General features: G+C 64.9%; 21 protein-coding genes. 13 read left to right on the top strand and 8 right to left on the bottom strand.

The genetic code is table 11. The annotated features are described in order from the left end of the window. Positions 1–17: 17 nt before the first annotated feature. The gene (bioA, locus tag AC13FW_RS11705; protein ID WP_482989155.1) at positions 18–1,310 is read left to right on the top strand and encodes an adenosylmethionine--8-amino-7-oxononanoate transaminase; all 1,293 of its coding nucleotides are present in this window, start codon (positions 18–20) and stop codon (positions 1,308–1,310) included. Next, positions 1,307–1,957, top strand: a complete 651-nt coding sequence (bioD, locus tag AC13FW_RS11700; RefSeq protein WP_482985779.1) for a dethiobiotin synthase — start codon at positions 1,307–1,309, stop codon at positions 1,955–1,957. Before bioA ends, bioD begins: the two co-directional genes overlap by 4 nt. Positions 1,958–2,131: 174 nt before the next feature. Here bioD and AC13FW_RS11695 read toward each other — a convergent pair whose 3' ends face one another. Beyond that, positions 2,132–4,483: a membrane-bound PQQ-dependent dehydrogenase, glucose/quinate/shikimate family gene (locus AC13FW_RS11695; RefSeq protein ID WP_482989154.1), complete on the bottom strand. Its 2,352-nt coding sequence runs from the start codon at positions 4,481–4,483 to the stop codon at positions 2,132–2,134. A 119-nt stretch (positions 4,484–4,602) separates the two neighbouring features. Between AC13FW_RS11695 and AC13FW_RS11690 the strand changes: the two genes are divergently transcribed. After that, positions 4,603–5,679, top strand: a complete 1,077-nt coding sequence (locus tag AC13FW_RS11690; protein ID WP_296246937.1) for an SPFH and helix-turn-helix domain-containing protein — start codon at positions 4,603–4,605, stop codon at positions 5,677–5,679. Then, positions 5,679–6,878 (top strand): TFIIB-type zinc ribbon-containing protein, encoded by a 1,200-nt coding sequence (locus AC13FW_RS11685; RefSeq protein ID WP_296246939.1) that lies wholly within the window; start codon positions 5,679–5,681, stop codon positions 6,876–6,878. The genes AC13FW_RS11690 and AC13FW_RS11685 overlap by 1 nt, the downstream gene beginning before the upstream one ends. A gap of 240 nt (positions 6,879–7,118) precedes the next feature. Here AC13FW_RS11685 and AC13FW_RS11680 read toward each other — a convergent pair whose 3' ends face one another. Beyond that, positions 7,119–7,478: a DUF1428 domain-containing protein gene (locus tag AC13FW_RS11680; RefSeq protein ID WP_296246941.1), complete on the bottom strand. Its 360-nt coding sequence runs from the start codon at positions 7,476–7,478 to the stop codon at positions 7,119–7,121. A 608-nt stretch (positions 7,479–8,086) separates the two neighbouring features. Between AC13FW_RS11680 and AC13FW_RS11675 the strand changes: the two genes are divergently transcribed. Next, entirely contained in the window at positions 8,087–9,103 is a 1,017-nt protein-coding gene (locus AC13FW_RS11675) for a hypothetical protein (protein ID WP_481534374.1), read from the top strand. Positions 9,104–9,726: 623 nt separating this feature from the next. Here AC13FW_RS11675 and AC13FW_RS11670 read toward each other — a convergent pair. Then, positions 9,727–10,116 (bottom strand): DUF6165 family protein, encoded by a 390-nt coding sequence (locus AC13FW_RS11670; RefSeq protein ID WP_482989153.1) that lies wholly within the window; start codon positions 10,114–10,116, stop codon positions 9,727–9,729. Positions 10,117–10,246: 130 nt separating this feature from the next. Between AC13FW_RS11670 and AC13FW_RS11665 the strand changes: the two genes are divergently transcribed. Beyond that, a complete protein-coding gene (locus tag AC13FW_RS11665) occupies positions 10,247–10,651 on the top strand; it encodes a hypothetical protein (RefSeq protein ID WP_482989152.1) in 405 nt (134 codons plus the stop codon). Between the two features lie 138 nt (positions 10,652–10,789). Here the strand turns inward: AC13FW_RS11665 and AC13FW_RS11660 are convergent, their stop codons facing one another. After that, on the bottom strand, positions 10,790–10,978 hold the full coding sequence (locus AC13FW_RS11660) for a heavy-metal-associated domain-containing protein (protein ID WP_482989151.1): 189 nt from the start codon (positions 10,976–10,978) through the stop codon (positions 10,790–10,792). 131 nt (positions 10,979–11,109) lie between these two features. On the opposite strand from AC13FW_RS11660, the gene AC13FW_RS11655 reads away from it, so the two are divergent. The 4 genes from AC13FW_RS11655 to AC13FW_RS11640 all read left to right on the top strand — a co-directional run bounded on the left by AC13FW_RS11655 (position 11,110) and on the right by AC13FW_RS11640 (position 15,632). After that, complete coding sequence (locus tag AC13FW_RS11655) at positions 11,110–13,602, top strand: heavy metal translocating P-type ATPase (RefSeq protein WP_482989150.1); 2,493 nt, start codon at positions 11,110–11,112, stop codon at positions 13,600–13,602. Between the two features lie 24 nt (positions 13,603–13,626). Further along, positions 13,627–14,082, top strand: a complete 456-nt coding sequence (gene cueR / locus AC13FW_RS11650) for a Cu(I)-responsive transcriptional regulator (RefSeq protein WP_482989149.1) — start codon at positions 13,627–13,629, stop codon at positions 14,080–14,082. A gap of 211 nt (positions 14,083–14,293) precedes the next feature. Beyond that, positions 14,294–14,866: an OmpO family porin gene (locus AC13FW_RS11645; RefSeq protein ID WP_482989148.1), complete on the top strand. Its 573-nt coding sequence runs from the start codon at positions 14,294–14,296 to the stop codon at positions 14,864–14,866. A gap of 304 nt (positions 14,867–15,170) precedes the next feature. Further along, the gene (locus tag AC13FW_RS11640) at positions 15,171–15,632 is read left to right on the top strand and encodes a hypothetical protein (protein WP_282271457.1); all 462 of its coding nucleotides are present in this window, start codon (positions 15,171–15,173) and stop codon (positions 15,630–15,632) included. A 185-nt stretch (positions 15,633–15,817) separates the two neighbouring features. On the opposite strand, the gene AC13FW_RS11635 is transcribed toward AC13FW_RS11640, so the two are convergent. After that, on the bottom strand, positions 15,818–16,288 hold the full coding sequence (locus AC13FW_RS11635; RefSeq protein WP_482989147.1) for a YehS family protein: 471 nt from the start codon (positions 16,286–16,288) through the stop codon (positions 15,818–15,820). A gap of 182 nt (positions 16,289–16,470) precedes the next feature. Between AC13FW_RS11635 and AC13FW_RS11630 the strand changes: the two genes are divergently transcribed. Further along, the gene (locus tag AC13FW_RS11630) at positions 16,471–16,794 is read left to right on the top strand and encodes a DUF6122 family protein (protein ID WP_482989146.1); all 324 of its coding nucleotides are present in this window, start codon (positions 16,471–16,473) and stop codon (positions 16,792–16,794) included. A gap of 83 nt (positions 16,795–16,877) precedes the next feature. On the opposite strand, the gene AC13FW_RS11625 is transcribed toward AC13FW_RS11630, so the two are convergent. From AC13FW_RS11625 to AC13FW_RS11615, 3 genes are all read right to left on the bottom strand, one after another. Beyond that, entirely contained in the window at positions 16,878–17,336 is a 459-nt protein-coding gene (locus tag AC13FW_RS11625) for a hypothetical protein (protein ID WP_482989145.1), read from the bottom strand. 108 nt (positions 17,337–17,444) lie between these two features. Further along, complete coding sequence (locus AC13FW_RS11620) at positions 17,445–18,656, bottom strand: NAD(P)/FAD-dependent oxidoreductase (protein ID WP_482989144.1); 1,212 nt, start codon at positions 18,654–18,656, stop codon at positions 17,445–17,447. Between the two features lie 30 nt (positions 18,657–18,686). Beyond that, positions 18,687–19,181 (bottom strand): lipocalin family protein, encoded by a 495-nt coding sequence (locus tag AC13FW_RS11615; RefSeq protein ID WP_481615065.1) that lies wholly within the window; start codon positions 19,179–19,181, stop codon positions 18,687–18,689. Positions 19,182–19,371: 190 nt separating this feature from the next. Here AC13FW_RS11615 and AC13FW_RS11610 point away from each other — a divergent pair, with 190 nt between their 5' ends. After that, the gene (locus tag AC13FW_RS11610; protein ID WP_481615066.1) at positions 19,372–19,620 is read left to right on the top strand and encodes a hypothetical protein; all 249 of its coding nucleotides are present in this window, start codon (positions 19,372–19,374) and stop codon (positions 19,618–19,620) included. 88 nt (positions 19,621–19,708) lie between these two features. After that, positions 19,709–22,129: a DUF3772 domain-containing protein gene (locus tag AC13FW_RS11605; protein ID WP_482989143.1), complete on the top strand. Its 2,421-nt coding sequence runs from the start codon at positions 19,709–19,711 to the stop codon at positions 22,127–22,129. Positions 22,130–22,223 lie beyond the last annotated feature (94 nt).

Genomic DNA, 22,223 nt, shown 5'->3' with positions numbered 1-22,223 from the left:
GTGAGCTGTACTGAACGATGCTGATTGATCAATTCGACCGTGAACACCTGTGGCACCCCTACAGCGCCCTGGGCAGCCCGGTGCCGGTACTCAAGGTGGCCCGCGCCGATGGCGTGCTGCTGCAGCTGGAAGATGGTACCCGGCTGATCGACGGCATGGCCTCGTGGTGGTGCGCCATTCATGGTTACAACCATCCGCAACTGAACCAGGCGGTGGTTGACCAGCTGGGCTGCATGTCGCACGTGATGTTCGGCGGGCTGACCCACGAGCCGGCCATCGCGCTGGGCAAGCAGCTGCTGCAGATCGTGCCCAAGGGGTTGGACGCGATCTTCTATGCGGACTCCGGCTCGGTGTCGGTGGAAGTGGCGCTGAAGATGGCGATCCAATACCAGGCTGCGCGCGGCAAGCCGGGCAAGTGCAATATCGCCACCACGCGCTCGGGCTATCACGGTGATACCTGGAACGCGATGTCGGTATGCGATCCAGTTACCGGCATGCATGGTTTGTTCGGGAGTTCACTGCCGACACGCCGTTTCGTGCCTGCGCCGCAGACGCGTTTCGGCGAGGAATGGGATCCGGCCGATATCGCAGCGCTCGCACAGCTGTTTGCTGAAAACGCCGATGAACTGGCTGCCTTCATCATCGAGCCGGTGGTGCAGGGCGCAGGTGGCATGCGCTTCTACCATCCGCAGTATCTGCGCGAGCTGGAACGGCTATGCCGCGAACACGATGTATTGCTGATCTGCGATGAGATCGCCACCGGCTTCGGTCGCAGTGGGCGCTTGTTTGCCTGCGAGCATGCCGGCATCAGCCCTGACATCCTGTGCATCGGCAAGGCACTGACCGGCGGTTACATGACGCTGGCGGCGACGTTGTGCACGCGCGAGGTTGCCGACGTGATCGCCAGCGGCGAGCCGGGCGTGTTCATGCACGGGCCGACCTTCATGGCCAATCCGCTGGCCTGCGCGGTGGCGCTGGCCTCGGTGCAGCTGCTGCTGTCGCAGGATTGGCAGGGCAGGGTGGCGGCGATCGAGCAACATCTTGAACAACGCCTGGCACCCGCGCGCGCCTTGCCGCAGGTGGCCGATGTGCGCGTGCTTGGGGCCATCGGCGTGATCGAACTGAAGACGTCGGTGCGTCTGGAACGCATCCAGCAACGGATGCTGGATCACGGCATCTGGATCCGGCCGTTTGGCCGGCTGGTCTATGTGATGCCGCCGTTTGTAATCGACGATGCGCAGCTGCAGCAGCTGTGCGATGGCATGGTCGCGCTGGTGGCCAGCCTGCAGGAAGAGGATATGCGCGCATGAGCGGCAAGATTGTGTTTGTCAGTGGTATCGATACCGAGATCGGCAAGACGGTTGTCACCGGCTGGCTCGCGCAGCAATGGGCGGCGCAGGGCGAGGAGGTGATCACCCAGAAGCTGGTGCAGACCGGCTGTGTGGCCGCCTCTGATGACATCCTGCTGCACCGGCGCATCATGGGCACGGGATTGTTTGAAGAGGACCGCGACGGCACCACGATGCCGGCGTTGTTTGCCTATCCGGCATCGCCGCATCTGGCCGCGCGTCTCGAGCAGAGGACGTTGGATCTTTCTGCAATTGAAAGCGCTACGGCGCGGTTGTCTGAGCGCTACGAATCGGTGTTGATCGAAGGTGCCGGCGGTTTGATGGTGCCGCTGACCGAGCAGCTGCTGACGATTGACTACGTCGCACAGAAGGGCTGGCCGGTGTTGCTGGTGACCTCCGGGCGCCTGGGTTCGATCAACCACACCTTGCTGTCGTTGGAAGCGCTGGCGGCGCGTGGCATCGCCTTGCATGGCGTGGCCTGGAACAGCCGTGATGACAGCAGTGATGAAGTGATTGCGGCGGATAGCCGTGGCTTCATTCGCGACTGGGTATTGAAGCGGTTTCCGGATGCGGTGTGGTACGACGTGCCGCGGATTGATCTGGGCTGATTGGGGTCTTTGCGAAAGGCACCCCTCCCCAACCCTCCCCTGCGCGTTGCGCAAGGGAGGGGGCTGATCGTGCAGTACCGAGCTGTTGCTTGCGCCCCCTCCCTTTGCCGAAGGCAAGGGGAGGGTTGGGGAGGGGTGCTTCTGCTTCTGCTCCTGCTTCACTCGCAGAAGCCCCTACTTCTTCAACTTGTACGCCAACACATAGTCGCCCGCCTTGGTCCCGGTCGAACCATGACCACCCGCCACCAGCAGCACCATCTGCTCGCCCTGGCTGTTGAGGTAAGTCATCGGCGTGGCCTGCCCACCGGCCGGAATACGCACATCCCACAGCACCTTGCCGCTGGCCAGGTCGTAGGCGCGGAAGTTGTCGTCGGTGGCCGCGCTCATGAAGGCCACGCCGCTTGCAGTCAGCATCGGTCCGCCAATGCCGGGCACGCCGATGCGTATCGGCAAAGGCAGCGGTGACAGATCGCGGATGGTGCCGTTGCGGTGCTGGTAGGCGATCTTGCCGGTGCGCAGATCGGCGGCGGCAACCGTGCCCCATGGCGGCACCTGGCAGGGGACGCCAATCGGCGACATGAAGGGCGTCATTTCCACCGCATAGTCGGCGCCCTTGTTTTCATTCAAGCCATGCTCGCCCTTGTTCATCTCGCGGCCGCTGGTCTCATGCTTGGGCACCAGCTTGGAGACGAAGGCCAGGTAGGTGGGCATGCCGAACATCACCTGCCGCTGCGGGTCCACTGCAACGCTGCCCCAGTTGAAGGTGCCGAAGTTGCCCGGATAGATCAGGCTGCCCTGCAGCGTCGGCGGTGTGTAGCGGCCTTCGTAGCGCAGCTGCCGGTACTGGATGCGGCACAGCATCTGGTCGATCAGGCTCGCGCCCCACATATCGGCTTCGCGCAGCGGTTTGGGCTCGAAGCTCAGCGCGGACGCAGGTTGCGTGGGTGCGGCGAATTGGCCGGGTATGTCCACGTACTGCGGTGCGGTGCGCTGGCTGATCGGCAGCAGGGGCTTGCCGTCGCGGCGGTCCAGTACGTAGACGTCACCTTGTTTGGTCGGTTGCACCAGCGCTGGTACGCGGCCCTGCGGTAGATCCAGATCCAGCAGCACCGGTTGCGCCGGGGTGTCCATGTCCCACAGATCGTGGTGCACGAACTGCTGCACCCAGCGCACCTGGCCACTGGCAATATCCAGCGCCACCACCGATGAGGCGTAGGTTTCCTCGGCGGGGCTGCGGTACATGCCGAGCTGGTCCGGGGTGCGGTTGCCCATCGGGAAGTAAGCCAGGCCCAGTGCTTCATCGGCGCTGGCCACCGACCAGCTGTTGGGCGAACTGGGCGTGTAGACCTGGTTGGGGTTGTTAGGGTCCAGCGGCGCGGTCTGGGTGGGATTGCCAGAATCCCAGTTCCACAGCAGCTGGCCGCTGTGCACGTCGTAGGCGCGGATCACCCCGGACGGCGAGTTGATCGCATAGTCGTCGTTGACCGCACCGGCGACGATGACCTTGCCGCCCGCTATCAGCGGCGGCGAGGTGGAATAGTAGTAACCGGCCTGCTTGAACGGCATGTTGTGCAGCAGGTCGAGCACGCCGCTGTTGCCGAAGTCGCTGCAGTGCTCGCCAGTCTGGGCGTCCAGCGCATGCAGCTTGGCATCGGCGCTGGGCAGGAACACGCGGCTGCTGCAGGTGTGCACGCCGGTTGCTGCGCTTGTTGCGGCAGGGGCCAGGGGTTCGGTGAAGTACGACAGCCCGCGGCAGGTCTGATGCTGGCGCTGCGGTTCCATGCCAGCACCCGGGTCGAACTTCCACAGCACCTTGCCGCTGTCGGCATCCAGCGCGAACGCCAGGCTGTGTGGCGTGCACAGATACAGCGTGTTGCCGATCTTCAACGGGGTGACTTCGTAGGTGGTCTCGCCCACGTCCTGCGGCAGGCGCACATCACCGGTCTGCATCTGCCAGGCCAGCTGCAGCTGGCCGACATTGGCCGGGGTGATCTGCGCCAGCGGCGAGTAACGTTGACCGTAACCGCTGCGGCCGTAGGCCTGCCATTCGCCCTCCGGCTGCTGGGTGTTGCCCAGGGCCGGGGCGGCGTTGACGATGTCCATCGGCAGGCGGCCATCGATCTCATGCAGGTGACGGGGGATGCCAGCGAAGGCAACCGCGGCCACGCCCAGCGAGGCCAGCAGCACCGGCCAGCCCGCCGGTCCGGTATAGCCGCGCGGGCTGGAGCGGCGCGACGCGGGCAAGGCCATCAGCAAGCCGAGCAGGGCGGGCAGGCCGACGCGGGTGGCCAGCGGCCACCAGTACAGGCCGGCCTCCCACAGCGACCAGCCCAGCAGCACCAGCAGCCAGCCGGCGTACAGCCAGGTCGGCCATCGCCGGTGTCGCCACAGCCCCCAGGCGACGGCCAACAACAGCAGTCCGCTGAGCAGGTAGAACGGGCTGCCATGTAGCGCCAGCAGCCAGCCGCCACCCACTGCCAGGGCCAGCCCGAACAACGTGGTCAACAACAGGGTCAGAACACGCATGGCGTCCCCGCAGCTCCGGAAGATGCGGCCATGCTGCGCCACGGCATGTCTGCGCGGCGTCATGCGCACTCTTAACATTCCCGCCGTAGAATCGGAGCCTTGCCGACCAGGGACTGAGCATGAGCATTCTGGACTTCATCAGAAAGGAACTGATCGAGATCATCGAGTGGACCGATGACTCGCGTGACACGCTGTCGTACCGCTGGCCGGATGACGACCGCCAGATCAAGAACGGCGCACAACTGATCGTGCGCGAGTCGCAGATGGTGCAGTTCGTCGCTGCCGGCCAGTACGCCGATCTGTTCGGCCCGGGCAAGCACACGCTGAGCACCCAGAACATCCCGGTGCTGTCCACCATCCTGGGTTGGAAGTACGGCTTCGAATCGCCGTTCAAATGCGATGTCTACTACCTCAACACGCGCCTGTTCACCGGCAACAAGTGGGGCACGTCCAATCCGGTGATGATGCGCGACGCCGATTTCGGCGTGGTCCGCCTGCGCGCGTTTGGTACCTACGATTTCCGTATCGTCGACCCGCCGAAGTTCCTCAAGGAAGTGGCCGGTACCGACCAGAATTTCCGCCTGGATGAGTTCGCCGACACCATGCGTTCGCGCATCGTCAGCGTGTTCACCGAGGCGCTGGCCAAGGCCGGCGTGCCGGCATTGGATGTGGCCTCGCGCTACTCCGAGCTGGGCGAAGCCTTGCTGCCGATCATCAACCCGGCGATGACCGACAAGTACGGCATCGAGGTCACCAGCTTCATCCTGGAGAACGTGTCGGTGCCGCCGGAAGTGGAGCAGGCGATCGACAAGCGCTCCAGCATGGGCGTGATCGGCAACCTCAACGACTACGTGAAGTACCAGATGGGCCACGGCATGGGCGAGGGCGGCGAAAGTGCAGCCGCCGCTGCGGTGCCGGCACAGATGGCGATGGGCTTCGGCATGGCGCAGGAGATGATGCGCAACATGCAGACCGGTGCGCCGGTGGTGCCGGGCGCTGCTGCACCGCCGCCGTTGCCGGCTGCCGGTGATGCCGTGGCGCTGGACGTGCTCACCCCCGAACAGGCTGCACAGGCCTTGTCGGTATCGGTCGAGGACGTGATGGCGTCGATCGCTTCAGGTGACCTGAAGGCACGCAAGATCGGCAATGCCACCCGCATCGCCCGCTCGGCACTGGAAGAGTTCCTGCGCGGCTGATGAACAACGCAACAGTTGGCAAACATCCCTGCCCGGAATGCGGTGGGGATCTGCAATGGAATGCCGGCAAGCAAGCCCTGGCCTGCCCCTACTGCGGCACCATCGTGCCGCTGTCGGAGGCGGCCATGGGCGTGGGCGATGGCAGTGCCGGCGTGGTCGAGCAGGACCTGCTGGCGGCACTGAAGCGATTGCAGGACGAGGCGAACCAGCCGCCACCGTTGCCGCCACAGCCGCAGGGCGGTGTGGTCGGCATGCTGCAGAGCATGGCCGCCACCCCGGCCGAGCAACGCGGCTATGGCGCGCAGCCGCGCGAGGTGCAATGCCAGAGTTGTCATGCGATCTCGGTCTTTGTCGACCGCAAGGTGGCCGACCGCTGCGAGTTCTGCGGCTCGCCATCGATCATCGACCATGAGTCGCTGGGCGATGCGATCACCCCGCAGAGCGTGCTGCCGTTCAAGATCAGCGACGGCCAGGTCCGCGACATCATCCGCAAGTGGTATGGCACGCGCTGGTTCGCGCCGAGCAAGCTCAAGCGCGCCGCGCTGACCGATACGCTCAAGGGCATGTACCTGCCGTACTGGACGTTCGACGCGCAGGTCGCCGCGCGTTGGACCGCCGAGGCGGGGTATTACTACTACGTCACCGTCAGCTACCGCGATTCCAAGGGCAATACGCAGACCCGGCAGGAACGGCGTGTGCGCTGGGAACCGGCATCTGGTTCGCTGCAGCATTTCTTCGACGATGAGCTGGTGCCGGGCACGGTAGGCGTGCATCCGGAACTGCTGGGCAAGATCGGCCAGTTTCCGACCACCACCGATTTGAAGCCGTATTCACCTGAGTTCGTGCGCGGCTGGACGGTGGAGCGCTACCAGGTGGATCTGCGCCAGGCCGCGCGGCAGGGGGAGGAACAGATGCAGACGCAGACCCGCTACCTGTGTTCCGAGCAGGTGCCGGGCGACACCCAACGCAACCTGCAGGTGCAGGCCACGTACAGCAAGCGCACCTTCAAGCACATCCTGGTGCCGGTGTGGCTGGTCAGCTACACCTACGGCTCGCGCAGCTACCAGGTGCTGGCCAATGGTTACACGGGGCAACTGGCGGGTGAGCGTCCGTATAGCGCGTGGAAGATTTTTTTCGCGGTGCTCGCGGGTGTGCTCGCCTTGCTGGTGCTGATGTACGTGTTGGGGATGGCGCAGTGACGGCGCGGTTATTGTTGTCGTCGGCCACATAGGCCGGGCTGCCGTTTTTGTGGGTGGGGTGACCCCCGCGACGCTTGTCCTCAACCACTGGCACCCGCGGGTGGTTTCTTCAGCGATGTCAGCTTCGCGGCTTACACCGCTCCCACAAACGTGCAGCGATCGCGTTCGACCATTCCTGCAGATCCTGCGTGTCCGGCCAGCGGTTGCGCTTACCCGTAGCTGCAAAGCTGCACCAGCCGCCTAATCGCCCAGATGCAGCACCGGCATGAAGCCGCCATAGACCAAGCGCTTGCCGTCGAACGGCATCGGATTGGTGGCCGGGTCCATGCGTGGGTCTTCCATCATTTTCTGCATGCCGGCATCGCGGGTGGCCTTGTCCGGCCATTCGATCCAGGAGAACACCACCGCTTCATCGTCCCCGGCCTGCACGGCGCGGTAGAAGTCGGTCAGGTTCCCGTGGGGCACGTCATCGGACCAGCATTCGGTCACCCGCAAGGCACCGAACTCGATGAACAGGGCATCGGCAATATGCGCGTGTTCGATGAACCGGGCTTTGTTGGCCAGCGGCACGGCGGCCAGGAAACCATCTACGTAAGACATGTCGGGCCTCGCAGGGTGGGCGGCGTGGGGCCGCCTTCGGTGGAACCGCGGTAATGGGCAACATCGATTCTGCGCCGGACAATGTTTCGGTCCTGCAAAAACTCCGTTGCGAGCCGTCCTTGCACGCAGCGGAAGCACGGTTATGTGGCCTGGCGCACAACGGATCGGCGACGAACCGCCAACGGCGTTGATATTGATCAGGGTGGGCTGGCGTCGGCCTGCCGACAATGGCCTTGCTTCGGGTAAGGCAGGGAACATGAACCAGCTTCAGGACGTCGATTTGCGAGCCAGCCCGGCTCCGTGCCAACGCATCCGTACCAGCAGGCGTGGTGACAGGGGGCGAGGGGGCAGGAGAGGGGTCAATGAATGCCCGTCGCTGCCGTTATGGGGAAGCACCCCGTTCAAAGCCTGCACCGGCACGCTGCTGGCGCCAGAAAGCCCCCTTTGTGAAAGACCTTGCTTCACCGGCGCCGCACCCGTGGTCTCGGTGAGCACGGGGCGGCTGGATGAGGCGGCCTGCTTGCCTGGCAGCCGCGCAGGAACGGCCGCCAGTTATTTACCCGAAAGATCGCATACCGCCAGCATTGGCTGGCACCAGGAGAGTAGTGATGCAGTTTGTTTCCCGTAATGCACTGGCCGCCGCGCTGGCTGCGCTGTGCCTGCCGGCCGTGGCCTGGGCCCAGGATGCAGCGCCCGCCACCAAGGTGTCGGCGCAGATCTTCGTCAACGCCAGCCAGCTGGATCGTGATGGCGTGGTCACCGATGATGAAGGCCTGGCGCTGGATCTGAAGCGCACCTTCATCACCGTCGATCATCGCTTCAACCAGCACTGGACGGCGCAGGTGACCACCGACGTGCAGTGGCTGCGCAACAGCGACCCCACCGACGTGTGGCTGCGCCATGCCTACCTGCAGCGCAGCTTCGGCAAGGGCAACTGGCTGCGGTTGGGCAACGCGCCGCTGCCGTGGATCCAGCAGGAGTCGGCGCGTGATGGTTATCGTTATGTCGATGGTGCCCTGATCACCCGCAGCAAGATGGGCAATGCGGCCGACTACGGCGTGCATGGCCAGTACACCCGTGGCGATTTCACCTATGCCGCCTCGGTGGTCACCGGCGGTGGTTACCAGAAGCCGCGTCTGGGCAATCGCCCGGACGTGGAGGCGCGGGTAGGTTGGGCGCCGGCCAAGGGCGTTGAGCTGGCGCTGGGCGGCTATCGCGGTACCCGCGCGCTGGATGCCGGCGACATGCCGCGGCAGCACACCGCGCAGCGCTGGAACGCGATGGCCAGCTGGGTCGGCGAGCGTGGCCGGATCGGCGCGCAGTACTTCCGTGCCGAGGACTGGACCCGCGTGGTCAAGCCGGGCAGCGACGACCAGCGCGGCTGGTCGGTGTGGGGCAGTTACCAGTTGAGCCCGCAGTACGCAGTGTTCACCCGCCACGAAGAAACCCGGATGAGCCTGGACATCGATCCGCGTACCCGCGAGCGGTATCACATGGTCGGTGTGGAATGGAAACCGAACAAGCACCTGCGTCTGGCGGCGGTGGGCAAGCAGCTGAAGCAGGAGACGGCGAAGAAGTCGCTGGAAAGCCATGAAGCCGGCTTGTGGGCGCAGATAGCGTTCTAAGCGTTTTGCGCTGAGCCTCCGGCGAGGCTGGCGTTGCTCCTCTCCTTTGGCGTAGCCAAGGGGGAGGTTGGGAGGGGGTTGGCTTTTACTTGAGGCTTTGAGGTTGTTGCGAAGAGCACCCCTCCCCAACCCTCCCCTTCGCTGCGCGAAAGGGAGGGGGCTTAGCTACGGCCGGGAGCGCTTGGCTCCTCCCCTTTGGCGTAGCCAAGGGGGAGGTTGGGAGGGGGGTGGCTTTTGCTTGAGGCTTTGCGGTTGCCGCCAAGAGCCCCCCTCCCCAACCCTCCCCTTCGCTGCGCGAAAGGGAGGGGGCGTGGCTGCTTGCGTGGCCGGGAGCGCTTGGCTCCTCCCCTTTGGCGTAAGCCAAGGGGGAGGCTGGGAGGGGGGTGGCTTTTGCTTGAGGCTTTGCGATCGCTGCCAAGAGCACCCCTCCCCAACCCTCCCCTTCGCTGCGCGAAAGGGAGGGGGCGGAGCTACGGCCGGCAGCGCTTTGCTCCTCCCCTTTGGCGTAGGCCAAGGGGGAGGTTGGGAGGGGGTTGGTTTTTGCTTGAGGCTTTGAGGTTGTTGCGAAGAGCACCCCTCCCCAACCCTCCCCTTCGCTGCGCGAAAGGGAGGGGGCAGGGCGCTTACTCGCCCTGGTACTGCTTCTCTTCAACCAGCGCCGAACCGGCAACGCGGTTGATCTCGTTCTTGACCACGATGCGCTCGCCATTGGTGCCGTACACGCCGCGCGCGAAGGTGATGAACTCCGCACCGAAATCCTGCGCCGCTTCCTTCTCGCGCAGGCGGTCCTGGATCTCCCACATGCGCTCGTTGATGGCCTTGAGCTGGTCCTTGAGCGCGCTCAGCGATGGGCGCGCGTCCTGCTGCGACAGCCACAGTGGCCACAGGCCCTGCAGCTCGGTGCGCACGTTGGCCAGCTTGGCGGTGTCGGTGATGCGCTCGGCCTTGATCTCGAGGATGGTGATCTTGTCGATCAGTTCGCCAATCGATACCGGGGTGAGTAGGGTCTGCACGTTGTGGCCGCCGTTGATTCGTGTAATGCGGCAATGATAGCGCCCCGCCAAAGGTTGCCAATGAACCGGTATTGGCGTTCGGGCAGGGGCGATGCGCACAATGCGGGCCCATCCCGATCAGGACTTGCCGATGCTGCTGCGTTCTTTCGCCACCGTTGTATTGATGCTGGGCGCTGCCAGCGCACACGGCGCCGAGGGCCTGCAGGGCGCCTGGCAGCTGCAGTCCGGGGAGTTCATCAACCCGGAAGGGAAGGTCGTGGATTACGCCAGCCAGAAGCTGGCCGGCACCAAGGTATTGGCCGATGGCCGTTTTGCTTTCACCACCACCAGCGATGGCAAGTTCTGGGCCGGCGGCTCAGGCACGTATCGCAGTGCTGACGGGCACTATGTGGAAACGCCGTTGATGGCGTCATATCCGTTGGGGAGCGGCGGCAGCTACAGCTTCCGCTACACCCTGGAAGGCGATGTGTGGACGCTGGAGCGCTGGGACGGCGAGCGCCGCGTTGAGCGTGAGGTATGGAAACGCGCGCGCTGAGGGATGCTGGGGTTGATGGTTTTGTGGGAGCGGTGTAAGCCGCGAAGCTGACAATCCATGACCGTCCCGGAATGCCGCGATCTGGTGCTCCATCAGCTTCGCGGTTTACACCGCTCCCACAAACCATGAACGCGATGCTTACCGCGCCGGGAAGCCCACGTCTTCCAGTGCCTTGGTGAAGTTCTCAACCGGCTGGCTGGACTCGATCTTCACGTTCCTGCCTGGCAGGTCGATGTCGACCGTGGCGGCGGGGTCCACATCCTTGATGGCGGCCGTCACGCTGCGTGCGCAGCCGCCGCAGGTCATGCTTTCGATATGCAGTTTCATGGGGTTTCTCCGTTGGGGTGGAGCCAGCTTGCAGCTTGCCACGATGGGAAGGTCAAGCGATAAAGAGCGCTTGACCCTGCCATCGTTGGAAGCTTTAAGGTGCCTCCAACAATCGAAATGGAGACGTGCCGATGAGCAGCATCGCCAGTCCGGGCAAGCACAAGACCGGGCCTGCTACCGAAGATCTGATGATCGAGGGCATGACCTGCGCCTCCTGCGTGGGCCGGGTAGAGCGTGCGCTGAAGGCCATCCCCGGGGTCAGCCAGGCCAGCGTCAATCTGGCCACTGAACGCGCCAGCGTGCAGACCGACGGCAGCGTGCCGCGCGAGGCGCTGGTGCAGGCCATACACAAGGCCGGCTACGAGGTTACCGCCCCCACCGCGCAGGAGCTGCTGATCGAAGGCATGACCTGTGCTTCCTGCGTAGGTCGCGTCGAGCGCGCGCTGAAGGCGGTGCCGGGCGTGCAGTCGGCCAGCGTCAACCTGGCCACCGAGCGCGCCAGCGTGCAGGGCAGCGCCGCCCCGGCCGCGCTGTTGGCGGCGATCGAAAAGGCCGGCTATACGGCCAGCGTGATCGGCAGCGCCGGCAGCAATGAGGATCAGCAGGCGCAACGGCATGCTGATGACCTGCGCGTGCTCACCCGTGATCTGTGGATAGCCGCAGCGCTGAGCCTGCCGGTGTTCCTGCTGGAAATGGGCGGGCACCTGATCCCGGCCTTCCATCACTTCATCGCTGGCACGCTGGGCACCCAGAACAGCTGGCTGCTGCAGTTCGTGCTGGCCACGCTGGTGCTGGTGTTCCCGGGTCGCCGTTTCTACCAGAAGGGCATCCCGGCCCTGCTGCGCGCAGCGCCGGACATGAACTCGCTGGTCGCGGTCGGCACGCTGGCCGCGTACGGCTACTCGCTGGTGGCGACCTTCCTGCCGCGGCTGCTGCCGGCCGGCACCGTCAACGTTTACTACGAGGCCGCCGCGGTCATCGTCACCTTGATCCTGCTCGGTCGCATGTTGGAGGCCAAGGCCAAGGGCCGCACCTCCGAGGCGATCAAGCGCCTGCTCAAGTTGCAGGCCAAGACCGCGCGGGTGCGTCGCGATGGCAGCGTGGTCGAGCTGCCGCTGGAACAGATCGCCAGTGGCGACGTGATCGAAGTGCGCCCGGGCGAGCGCATCGCGGTGGATGGTGAGGTTGTCGACGGCGACAGCTATGTCGATGAATCGATGATCAGCGGCGAGCCGGTGCCGGTGCAGAAGGCGCCGGGTAGCACTGTCATTGGCGGCACCGTCAACCAGACCGGTGCGCTCGGCGTGCGTGCCACCGCCGTCGGCGGCGCAACCGTGCTGGCGCAGATCATCCGCCTGGTGGAACAGGCGCAGAGCGCCAAGCTACCGATCCAGGCGCTGGTTGATCGCATCACCCTGGTGTTCGTGCCGATCGTTATGGGCCTGGCCTTGTTGACCTTCGCGGTGTGGCTGATCTTCGGCCCCGAACCGGCGCTGACCTTTGGTCTGGTCAATGCGGTGGCGGTGCTGATCATCGCCTGTCCGTGTGCGATGGGCCTGGCGACGCCAACCTCGATCATGGTCGGCACCGGTCGTGGCGCCGAGTTGGGCGTGCTGTTCCGCAAGGGCGAGGCGCTGCAGCTGTTGAAGGAAGCGCAGGTGGTGGCGGTGGACAAGACCGGTACGCTGACCGAAGGCCGTCCGCTGTTGACCGATCTGCAGCTGGCCGACGGCTTCCAGCGCAGCGAGGTGCTGGCAAGCGTGGCGGCAGTGGAAGACCGCTCGGAGCACCCGATTGCCCGCGCCATCGTCACCGCCGCACAGCAGGAGAACCTGCAGCTGCCGGCCGTGGATGCCTTCGAATCGGTGACCGGTTACGGCGTGCGTGCGAACGTGGACGGCGTGCGTGTGGAAGTGGGCGCGGATCGCTTCATGCACAAGCTCGGCCTGGATGTGGCGGTGTTTGCCGCCGATGCGCAGCGTCTGGGTGAAGAGGGCAAGAGCCCGCTGTACGCCGCGCTGGATGGCCGCCTGGCGGCGATCATCGCAGTCTCCGACCCGATCAAGTCCGATACCCGCGCCGCCATCGCCAGCCTGCATGCGCTGGGCCTGAAGGTAGCGATGATCACCGGCGACAACCGTCGCACCGCTGAAGCCATCGCGCGCCAGCTCGGCATCGATGAAGTGGTTGCCGAAGTCCTGCCGGAAGGCAAGGTCGATGCGGTACGCCGGCTCAAGGCCGAGCACGGTCGGCTGGCCTATGTCGGCGATGGCATCAACGATGCGCCGGCCTTGGCCGAAGCCGATGTCGGCCTGGCGATCGGCACCGGCACCGACGTGGCGATCGAGGCAGCCGATGTGGTGCTGATGTCCGGCAGCCTGCAGGGCGTGCCCAATGCCATCGCGCTGAGCAAGGCGACGATGGGCAATATCCGCCAGAACCTGTTCTGGGCCTTCGTCTACAACGCCGCCTTGATTCCGGTCGCGGCCGGCGTGTTGTATCCAGTCTGGGGCATCCTGTTGTCGCCGGTGTTCGCGGCCGGTGCGATGGCGCTGTCATCGGTGTTCGTGCTCGGCAATGCGCTGCGCCTGAAGCGCTTCCGCGCCCCACAGATGGACGCCTGAGGAGTGATGACGATGGAAGAGGGCATGAACATCGGTCAGGCCGCCAAGGCCTCCGGCATCTCCGCCAAGATGATCCGTTACTACGAGGACATCGGCCTGATCGGGCCGGTGGCACGTACCGACGCCGGCTACCGCCTGTACGCACCGCGTGACATCCATACGCTGGGTTTCATCAAGCGCTCGCGTGACATGGGCTTCAGCGTGGAGCGTATCGGCGAACTGCTGGAGCTGTGGCGCGACCGCTCGCGCCACAGCGGCGACGTCAAGCGCATGGCGCTGGAGCACGTGCAGGTATTGCAGCAGCGCATCGCCGAACTGCAGGGCATGGTGCAGACCGTGCAGGCGCTGGCTAATTGCTGTGCCGGTGACGATCGCCCGGATTGTCCCATCCTGCGTGATATCGAGACCGGCGTGCCGCTGCACGACGTCGCATTGCCGACGACGTTTGACAGCATGAGCGCTGGAAAACGCACGCGCTGATCACAGCGTGAATTTGCATAAATGAACAAAATGCGAGGTGCGCGCGCTGCGCGCGTGCCAGAAATAGGCTGAATAAAAGCCAAAAATCGGCGTTTTATTGCAGGCGTGGTTTCAGGGTTTGTTGGGGCGTCTAACGGAAAACTTACATCCGGACGCAGACAGCTGTTTGCTGTCGTGCCATCAAGCTCAGTAATGCAGAGGTAGTACCCCCATGAAGACTTCGTTGATTGCCCTGGCGCTGGTTGCCGCCCTCCCGTTCGCCGCTTCGGCCGCTGACGGCCTGTCCTACAACTATGCCGAAGCCGATTACGCCAAGACCTCGGCCGACGGCAAGGCTGAAGGTTGGGGCGTAAAGGGCTCCTACGGGTTCCTGCCGAACTTCCACGCTTTCGGCGAATACACCCGCCAGGAAATCTCGCGCACCAACCTTGATATCGAGCAGTGGCGCGTTGGTGCTGGCTTCAACAAGGAAATTGCACCGTCCACCGATTTCGTTGCTCGCGTGGCTTACGAAAAGTTCGACCCGAAGCACATCGATCTGGACTTCGAAGGCTACAGCGCTGAAGCCGGCATCCGCACCGCATTCGGCAAGCATGCCGAGGTGTACGCCATGGCTGGCTACGAAGACTTCAGCAAGAAGCACGGCGTCAATCCGGACGGTGACTTCTACGGCCGTCTTGGCGGCCAGGTGAAGTTGAACCAGAACTGGGGCATCAATGGCGACATCAAGATGACCGGTGACGGCGACAAGCAGTGGACCGTGGGTCCGCGCTTCAGCTGGTAATACGTACTGACGCCTTGGCGTCATGCTGCGAAGGAGGGCCCGGCTTTGCCGGGCCCTTTCTTTTTGCCGAATGCTTGGGCTTGAGATCTTCAGCTAGAAGCTTCCCCTCACCCCAACCCCTCTCCCGCAGGCGGGAGAGGGGCTAGTGCAACGCGAGCGCAAGCAATCCCGATTTAGCCCCTCTCCCGCCTGCGGGAGAGGGGTTGGGGTGAGGGCAAGCTCTTGCTTTGCTTCATGTAACACCACTGCAACAAAATTGCAGCAAAGTGCGCCTCAACCGGCATCGGCCGGAAGGACCCTGCGTATGAAGACCCGCCTGCTGCTCGCCGCGATGCTGTTGTCCACCACCCCACTGGCCTGGAGCCAGCAGCGTGACTACCTGCCGCTGGAGCAGCGCCTGAGCGCCGAACAGCTGCAGCAGGTCGGCTTGAGTGCGCAGCAGCTGCAGCTGCTCAATCGCATGCTCAGCGAAGCAGCGCCATCACCGGCACCAGTGGCCGCCGCCACGCCCACGCCGGCCCCCATGCAGATCGGCCTGGAAGAAGGGCCGGTGCACAGCAGCGTGCAGGGAACGGTGGAGGGCTGGGAACCGGGTACGGTGTTCGTGCTGGCCAATGGCCAGCAATGGAAGGTGCTCAAAGGCCAGATGCGCCTGCGTACTGCCTTGCAGTCACCGGAAATCGAAGTGATCCCGGGCATCGCCGGGCGCTGGTTCCTGCAGGTGGACGAAGACCTGCCGAAGGCGCGGGTTTACCGGATTCTGTAAACGGTCAGACCGCGCGGGCGTTGCAGCTTTTGTAGGAGCGGCGTAAGCCGCGAAGCCACAGTTGTTTCCGAAGCAGCGGACAACGGCATATCGGCCGAAGAGAATCTCCGGCGCGAATGCATTGTCAGCTTCGCGGCTTACGCCGCTCCCACAAGAGAGCTGTCGCTCCCACATCCCACAGTCGCTTACGCCGGACGCACGCGCTGGGTCAGGCCCTTGAGGAAGTTGCGCAGGGCCTGGTCGCCGCATTCGCGGTAATTCTTGTGGCCCGGCTGGCGGAACAGTGCCGACAGTTCCGGCTTGGACATCGGGAAGCCAGCGGCCTCGAAGATCGCATGCATGTCCACGTCCTTCAGCTCGAAGGCCACGCGCAGCTTCTTCAACACGATGTTGTTGGTGATGCGCTTTTCCGGCGGACGCTGCGGCTGCGAATCGTCGCGGCCACGGTAGTGGTAGATCAAACCGTCCAGGAAGCGCGCCAGCACCGCGTCCGGGCAGGCTTCAAACAACGGCTCGTCGTCCTTGCGCAGGAAATCGTGCACCTGTGCCGCATCCACTTCAAAGTTGGAATCGGCCAGGTGAATGGTATCCACCACCATGCTGTCGCTGAGGTCGAGCATGTAGCGGATGCTGCGCAGTACGTCGTTGTTGATCATTGCCACTCCGGAACCACCGCGGCGGAGATGCCGGCGGGGGCATAGTGTAACGCCGCACCGGCGGGCCCCCAGCCTACAATCGGGGCTGGTTCAGCAAAGTCCGTCCGCATGCTCCCTCACGCTCCCATTCCCGCGCGGCCCATCGGGGCTCGATTTGCTACCTCAGCGCTGGCCGGCCGGCAATGAGTTCACGCGCGATCCTGCACCTGTGCCTGCATGTGGCGGTGCCGGCCTTGCTGGCCTGGCTGTTCTGGCGGCCGCAGTTCGGCAAGGCCTGGCTATTGCTGCTGCTGGGCTGGGTGATCGACCTGGACCACCTGCTGGCCGACCCGGTCTATGCCCCCAACCGCTGCAGCATCGGCTTCCACCCGCTGCATACCGCGCCTGCCATCGTGCTGTACGCGGGTTTGACCCTGCCCAAGCGGACCCGCCTGTTCGGCATCGGCCTGCTGGTGCATATCGCGCTGGATGCGCTGGATTGCCTGTGGATGCACGCCGGCCGCTAAGTGGGCGCCTGTGGACGGGCTTGCCACCCGCTGGAACCGGGGAACGGCGGGCTCAGTAGCCGCCAGGAGCAGCAGGGGCGGGCTTACCAGCCGCCCCAGGGGCCGGGACCAAAACCCGGGCCAGGGCCGTAGCCATAGGGGCCGGGGCCTTCGCTCTTGCTCATATGGATGTTCAGGTTCACCCGACGGCTCTCGCCCTCGTCGGTGTTGTAGTTCTTGCCCAAGTTCAGGTCCACGGCCTGCCAATTGCTGTTGCCGTAGGCCTTGGAATAGCCGATGCCGGCGCTGACCGCGCCATGCACCTGCAGCTTGTCGTCCATTACCTCGGCGCCTGGACTGTTGTCCTTCTTGGCCAGGCCGCGACCGCTGTGGTCGCCGTAATAGGTGCCTGGCGCGTCGCCCTTGTAGGTATCGCCCAGGTAGCGCAGCGGTGCCTGCGGCACGCTCAGGTCCAGCCCGCCCGCAGTGCTGGCGGCATCGTCCTGCGCCATGGCCAGGGCAGGTGCCAACAACAGGACGGCGATCAGGGATGTGCGGATCATGTTGCGGGTGCTCCGGTACGGGGACCACGCCGTGCTGGCGGGCAACATGGACGCTAACAGAAAAGCGTTGAACGATGGCTGTCGATCACCGTCGCTGCAGGGGAACTTTCAGGCCAGGCGCTGGAAGGAGAACAACTCCGCCAAGCGGTGCTGGCGGCGCTCGATGGCGGCGCGGATCAGGCCGGCACCCAGCATCGAATAGGTGATGCCATTGCCGCCGTAGGCCATGGCGAAATGCACGCGCGGCCCCCATTGCGGGTGCGGGCCGAAGAAGGGCAGGCCGTCCTCGGTCTCGGCAAAGGTGCCTGCCCAGGCGAAGGTCGGCGTCATCGCCAGTTGCGGGAACAGTTTGCCGACCTTTCTTGCCAGCCGCTGCGCCTTGCGATCCACCTGCGCATCGCGGCGCAACGGCAGGTCGATGGCATCGTCCTCGCCGCCGACCAGCAGGCGCTGGTCGGCGGTGGTGCGCAGGTAGAGATAGGGGCGGGCGGTCTCCCACAGCAAGGTGTCGCGCAGTTGCGCCAGCGCATCCGCCGGCAACGGGTCGGTGACGAACGCATAGCTGCTGCGGTTGCGTGCAACGCGTTGGCGCAACCACTGCTGGGCCGCGTAGCCGGTGGCCACCACGAGGTGTTTGCACTCGATGCGCAGGCCATCGGCGGTGCGCAGCTGCACCCACCGGGTGCTGGTCTCCACCGCGTCGATGCGGCAGCGGTCATGGACCTGCGCACCCCGTGCAAGCAACCGGATCAGCAGCCGGTAGCTCATGCGGTAAGGATCCATGCTTGCCGCCGGTGTGCTGAGAATCGCGCCGGGCGCGTTGAAGCCGAACTCGTCGGCAACGCCCGCGGCGTCCAGCCAGTCCACCGCGAAGCCATGCCGGCTGCGCAGTTCGAATTCTTCCAGCAGCGGCCCCAGGTGGCGGCGCCGGCTGGCGTAATACAGGCTGCGCGCGTTGCGGAAATCGACGTCGTCCACCTGCCTGGCAAGCGCCTGCAGTTCATCGATGGCCTGCTCGCAGGCACGGTAGGCCAGCACTGCTGCCTCCAGTCCATGACGCTTGGCGAGCTCGCGCAGGGGCGTGTCGATCTCGTATTGCAGCAGCGCGGTGCTGGCAGCCGTGGAACCCCAGCCGATATCACGCTGCTCGATGACCGCGACTTCATGACCATGCTGCACCAGCTCATCGGCGATCAGCGCGGCGGTGATGCCACCGCCAACCACCACCACCTCGCAGCGCAGATCCTGCTGCAACGGCGGGAAGGCATGCATCAGGCCGTTCTTGATGGCCCAGAACGGGTAGCCACTCTTCAGGTCCATGCGCGCCTCCGTTCGCCGCTGCAGCGGTTGTCAGCCGGTCGGGTGGCCGGTATGCGGGGTGTGGATCAAGGGTTTGGTGTCAAAGCCCTGCTGTTGTGCATAGGCGATGTAATGGTCACGGGTGGTGGCATCCATCCGCGGCAGGCGCGCCAGCAGCCACAGGTATTTGCGGTCGGGGCTGCCCACCAACGCGGTGGTATAGGCCGAGTCCAGCTGCATGATCCAGTAGTCGCCCTTGGTGAAGGGAATCCATCGCAGGCCCTCGGGCAGGAAGCTGACTTCCAGCTTGCTGTTGCTGTCATCGATTGCAGTTGCCTGGCCGATCGATTCTTCCAGTTTGCCGTCATGCAGGCAGCGGTTCTGCACGCGCACGCTGCCGTCTTCGTTGAGCGAGTAATGGGCGCTGATGTCGGTGGCATCCTCGGGTTCGTGGCGCATCGGCAGGCGCGCTACTTCATACCAGGTGCCCAGGTAGCGCTGCAGGTCCACGTGCGGAACGGTTGCCAGGGAGGAGTGTTGCGTCATGGTTGACCTCTTCGGCGGTGGCGCGGGAGGCAGCGCCGGGACGACAGCTATAGGCCACTGCCGGTTAAGGGACTGTGCCCGGTGGGTTGATTCGCCATTCACTGAATCGCCGCCATCGACGGCGGCGATTCTTCGTGCCGGGCAAATCCGGCTGCGCTAGGCTGGTGTCGTCCGAAAACAGGAGTCCTCCATGTTTGTCGTGATCCTGCTCATGGGGCAGAACCGCTATGCACGCGAGCGCTGGGAGCAGTTGCCGGAGGTGGTCGAGTACGAGGGGCTGGGTTTCACCCTGCGTGCCGGCCCGCGCCAGCCGCAAGCCACCACGCAGGTGTGGGAGCCAGTGGCGATCTACGCGCCGCATGCCTTGACCGAGGATGAGTTCAAGGAAATCTACGAGCTCAACCGCCACCACATCGTCGAGCTGTCGCTCGAGTACTGAAGAGTGGGCACGGTTTTGCAGGATGTGAACGCGCACTGACATATAGTTCCCGGCAGGCGCGGTGGTCCGCGCGATCCGGTGTCCTGTCTTGCTTGCCCAACGCTTTCTGCATCCGCTGCGCGCGCTGTTGTTTGTCCTGCTGGTTGGCCTGGCTGCCGGCAATGTGGCCTGGGCCGCGCCCGATGGTGCGGCGGCTGACAGCAGTCCGCAGACCCGCATAGAACAGGCCTCGCGCGCAGTTGCGGCGGTCAAACGTGCGGTCAATGACGCCGACGCGCCGGAAACCCTGAAAACCCTGGCCGAGCGTGCCACCCAGGCGCAGCGCGAGGCCGAGGCCAGCGTCGCCGCGCTGCAGCCGGAACTGACCCAGCTCGATGCCCGCATCGAGCAGCTCGGGCCGGCACCCGAGGGCGGGGAAGAGTCGGGTATCGCCCGCCAGCGCAAGCTGCTGGACCAGCAGCGCAGCCAGATCGATGCCGACATCAAGCGCGGCAAGCTGCTGGCCGAGGAGGCCAAGCAGGCCAACGAAGCCATCGAGAAGATGCGCGCCCAGCAGTTTGGCGAGCAGATGGGTCGCAAGGTGGCTTCGCCACTGTCGCCGGCGCTGTGGCGCGAGTTTGGTGCGCATGTGCCTGACGATCTCGCCCGCTTCCGGTCGCTGTACCGGCAAGCCCACGATGCCCTGCTGAAGGCAGCCCGCAAGCAGGGCTGGGGCATGCCGCTGCTGGGCGCCTCGCTGGCCTTGCTGATGCTGTTCCCGCTGCGCATCTGGCTGCGCCACCTTGGCCGCCGCTATGCCGCTTCCGAGCGCGCCCCGGACGGACGCCTGCGTCGCACCGGTCTTGCGGTGTGGCTGCTGCTGGTCGGCACCCTGCTGCCCGGGCTGGCGGCCACGGTACTGGTGGCCAGCCTGCGGGCAATCGATGCGATCGCGCCGCGCTTGGAATCGGTGGCCGACATGTTCGTCGTCGCCACCTTCGTGGCGGCCTTCATCGGTGCGGTGGCGGCCAGCCTGCTGGTGCCGTCGCGGCCGACCTGGCGCCTGCTGGACATCGATGATGTCGCCGCCGCCCGCCTGCGGCGTTTTGCCTGGGGTGCGGCCAGCCTGACCTGGCTGACCATGCTGCTGCGCGACGTCAATCGCGCGGCGCGCACCTCGGCGGTGGGCACGGTGACCCTGGATGGCCTGATCGCACTGACCTACGTGGTGTTGATCATGAGCATGCTGGCGACCTTGGCCGGCCTGCACCGGCGCCGCGCCGCACAGGCCGCACAGGCCGAAGCAGAGACCACCAGCAGCGGCCGCTCGCCGCGTGCACCGCGCAGTGGCTGGCTGATCGTGGCGCGCCTGGGCGGCTACCTGAGCATCTTCGCCGCGCTGGTGGCGACCTTGCTCGGCTACCTCAACTTCGCCATGTTCACCGCCCAGCAGATGGTATGGGGCACGGTGATCGTGCTGGCGACGACGTTGCTGACGCGCTTCGCCGATGACTTCGCGTTGTGGCTGCTGGCACCGGACAGTGCCGCCGGACGCATGCTGCGGCTGTCGACCGGCTTGTCCTCCAATCGCCTGGAACAGGCCGGTGTATTGCTGTCAGCCACCTCACGGCTCGCGCTGGTGATGCTGGGCATCACCGCCTTTGTTGCGCCGTTCGGCAACGTCAGCGCCCTGTATGGCTGGCTGGAGCGCCTGTCGGCTGGCATCAAGATCGGCGGCAACCTGCTGACGCCGGCCTCGATCATCAGCGCGGTGCTGGTGCTGGTATTGGGCCTGGCGCTGATGCGGGTGGTGCAACGTTGGCTGGTGGATACCTATCTGCCCAAGACCGACCTGGATATCGGTGCACGCAATTCGATCAGCACCGTTGCCCACTACCTCGGCATCGTGCTGGCTGCGCTGTGGGCGCTGGCCGCGCTGGGCATTGGCTTTGAAAAGGTGGCCTTGCTGGCCAGCGCCTTGTCGGTGGGTATTGGTTTTGGTCTGCAGGCGATCACCCAGAACTTCGTCTCCGGCCTGATCCTGCTGGCCGAACGCCCGGTGAAGATCGGTGACTGGATCAAGATCGGTGACCAGGAGGGCGATATCCGCCGCATCTCGGTGCGTTCGACCGAGATCCAGGTGGGCGATCGTTCCACGCTGATCGTGCCCAATTCGGAACTGATCACCAAGACCATCCGCAACATGACCATGGCCAATGCGCTGGGCCGCATCCAGGTGCAGTTCTCGGTGCCGCTGGGCACCGACATGGGCAAGCTGCGGACCTTGCTACTGGGGATCTACGCGGCCAACGAAACGGTGCTGATCGATCCGGCGCCGTCGTTCTTCATTGATTCGATCAGTGGTGGACAGGTGGCGGTGAACAGCTTTGCCTACGTGTCATCGTCGCGCAGTGTGTACGGCACCCGCAGTGATGTGCTGTTCGCTTTGCTGGAGCAGAGTGCTGCCGCCGGCATCGTCCTGGTCACCCCGACCGACATCCATCTGGTGCGCGATCCGCCCGAGGCCTAGGTAGTGCCGAGCCATGCTCGGCTGGGGCTTTACCGGTGATTTGCAGGAGCGGCGTCAGCCGCGAAGCTGATGGTCCATTCGATTGCGACTGCAA

Source organism: Stenotrophomonas sp. 21LCFQ19 (assembly GCF_056861425.1).
Note: the sequence above shows the minus strand (reverse complement) of the source record. Positions and strands in the feature narration are given on the sequence as shown.

Coding starts and splice junctions, on each gene's coding strand:
- bioA (WP_482989155.1), top strand. CDS start 18: ATGCTGATTGATCAATTCGACCGTGAACACCTGTGGCACCCCTACAGC.
- bioD (WP_482985779.1), top strand. CDS start 1,307: ATGAGCGGCAAGATTGTGTTTGTCAGTGGTATCGATACCGAGATCGGC.
- AC13FW_RS11695 (WP_482989154.1), bottom strand. CDS start 4,483: ATGCGTGTTCTGACCCTGTTGTTGACCACGTTGTTCGGGCTGGCCCTG.
- AC13FW_RS11690 (WP_296246937.1), top strand. CDS start 4,603: ATGAGCATTCTGGACTTCATCAGAAAGGAACTGATCGAGATCATCGAG.
- AC13FW_RS11685 (WP_296246939.1), top strand. CDS start 5,679: ATGAACAACGCAACAGTTGGCAAACATCCCTGCCCGGAATGCGGTGGG.
- AC13FW_RS11680 (WP_296246941.1), bottom strand. CDS start 7,478: ATGTCTTACGTAGATGGTTTCCTGGCCGCCGTGCCGCTGGCCAACAAA.
- AC13FW_RS11675 (WP_481534374.1), top strand. CDS start 8,087: ATGCAGTTTGTTTCCCGTAATGCACTGGCCGCCGCGCTGGCTGCGCTG.
- AC13FW_RS11665 (WP_482989152.1), top strand. CDS start 10,247: ATGCTGCTGCGTTCTTTCGCCACCGTTGTATTGATGCTGGGCGCTGCC.
- AC13FW_RS11660 (WP_482989151.1), bottom strand. CDS start 10,978: ATGAAACTGCATATCGAAAGCATGACCTGCGGCGGCTGCGCACGCAGC.
- AC13FW_RS11655 (WP_482989150.1), top strand. CDS start 11,110: ATGAGCAGCATCGCCAGTCCGGGCAAGCACAAGACCGGGCCTGCTACC.
- cueR (WP_482989149.1), top strand. CDS start 13,627: ATGAACATCGGTCAGGCCGCCAAGGCCTCCGGCATCTCCGCCAAGATG.
- AC13FW_RS11645 (WP_482989148.1), top strand. CDS start 14,294: ATGAAGACTTCGTTGATTGCCCTGGCGCTGGTTGCCGCCCTCCCGTTC.
- AC13FW_RS11640 (WP_282271457.1), top strand. CDS start 15,171: ATGAAGACCCGCCTGCTGCTCGCCGCGATGCTGTTGTCCACCACCCCA.
- AC13FW_RS11635 (WP_482989147.1), bottom strand. CDS start 16,288: ATGATCAACAACGACGTACTGCGCAGCATCCGCTACATGCTCGACCTC.
- AC13FW_RS11630 (WP_482989146.1), top strand. CDS start 16,471: ATGAGTTCACGCGCGATCCTGCACCTGTGCCTGCATGTGGCGGTGCCG.
- AC13FW_RS11625 (WP_482989145.1), bottom strand. CDS start 17,336: ATGATCCGCACATCCCTGATCGCCGTCCTGTTGTTGGCACCTGCCCTG.
- AC13FW_RS11620 (WP_482989144.1), bottom strand. CDS start 18,656: ATGGACCTGAAGAGTGGCTACCCGTTCTGGGCCATCAAGAACGGCCTG.
- AC13FW_RS11615 (WP_481615065.1), bottom strand. CDS start 19,181: ATGACGCAACACTCCTCCCTGGCAACCGTTCCGCACGTGGACCTGCAG.
- AC13FW_RS11610 (WP_481615066.1), top strand. CDS start 19,372: ATGTTTGTCGTGATCCTGCTCATGGGGCAGAACCGCTATGCACGCGAG.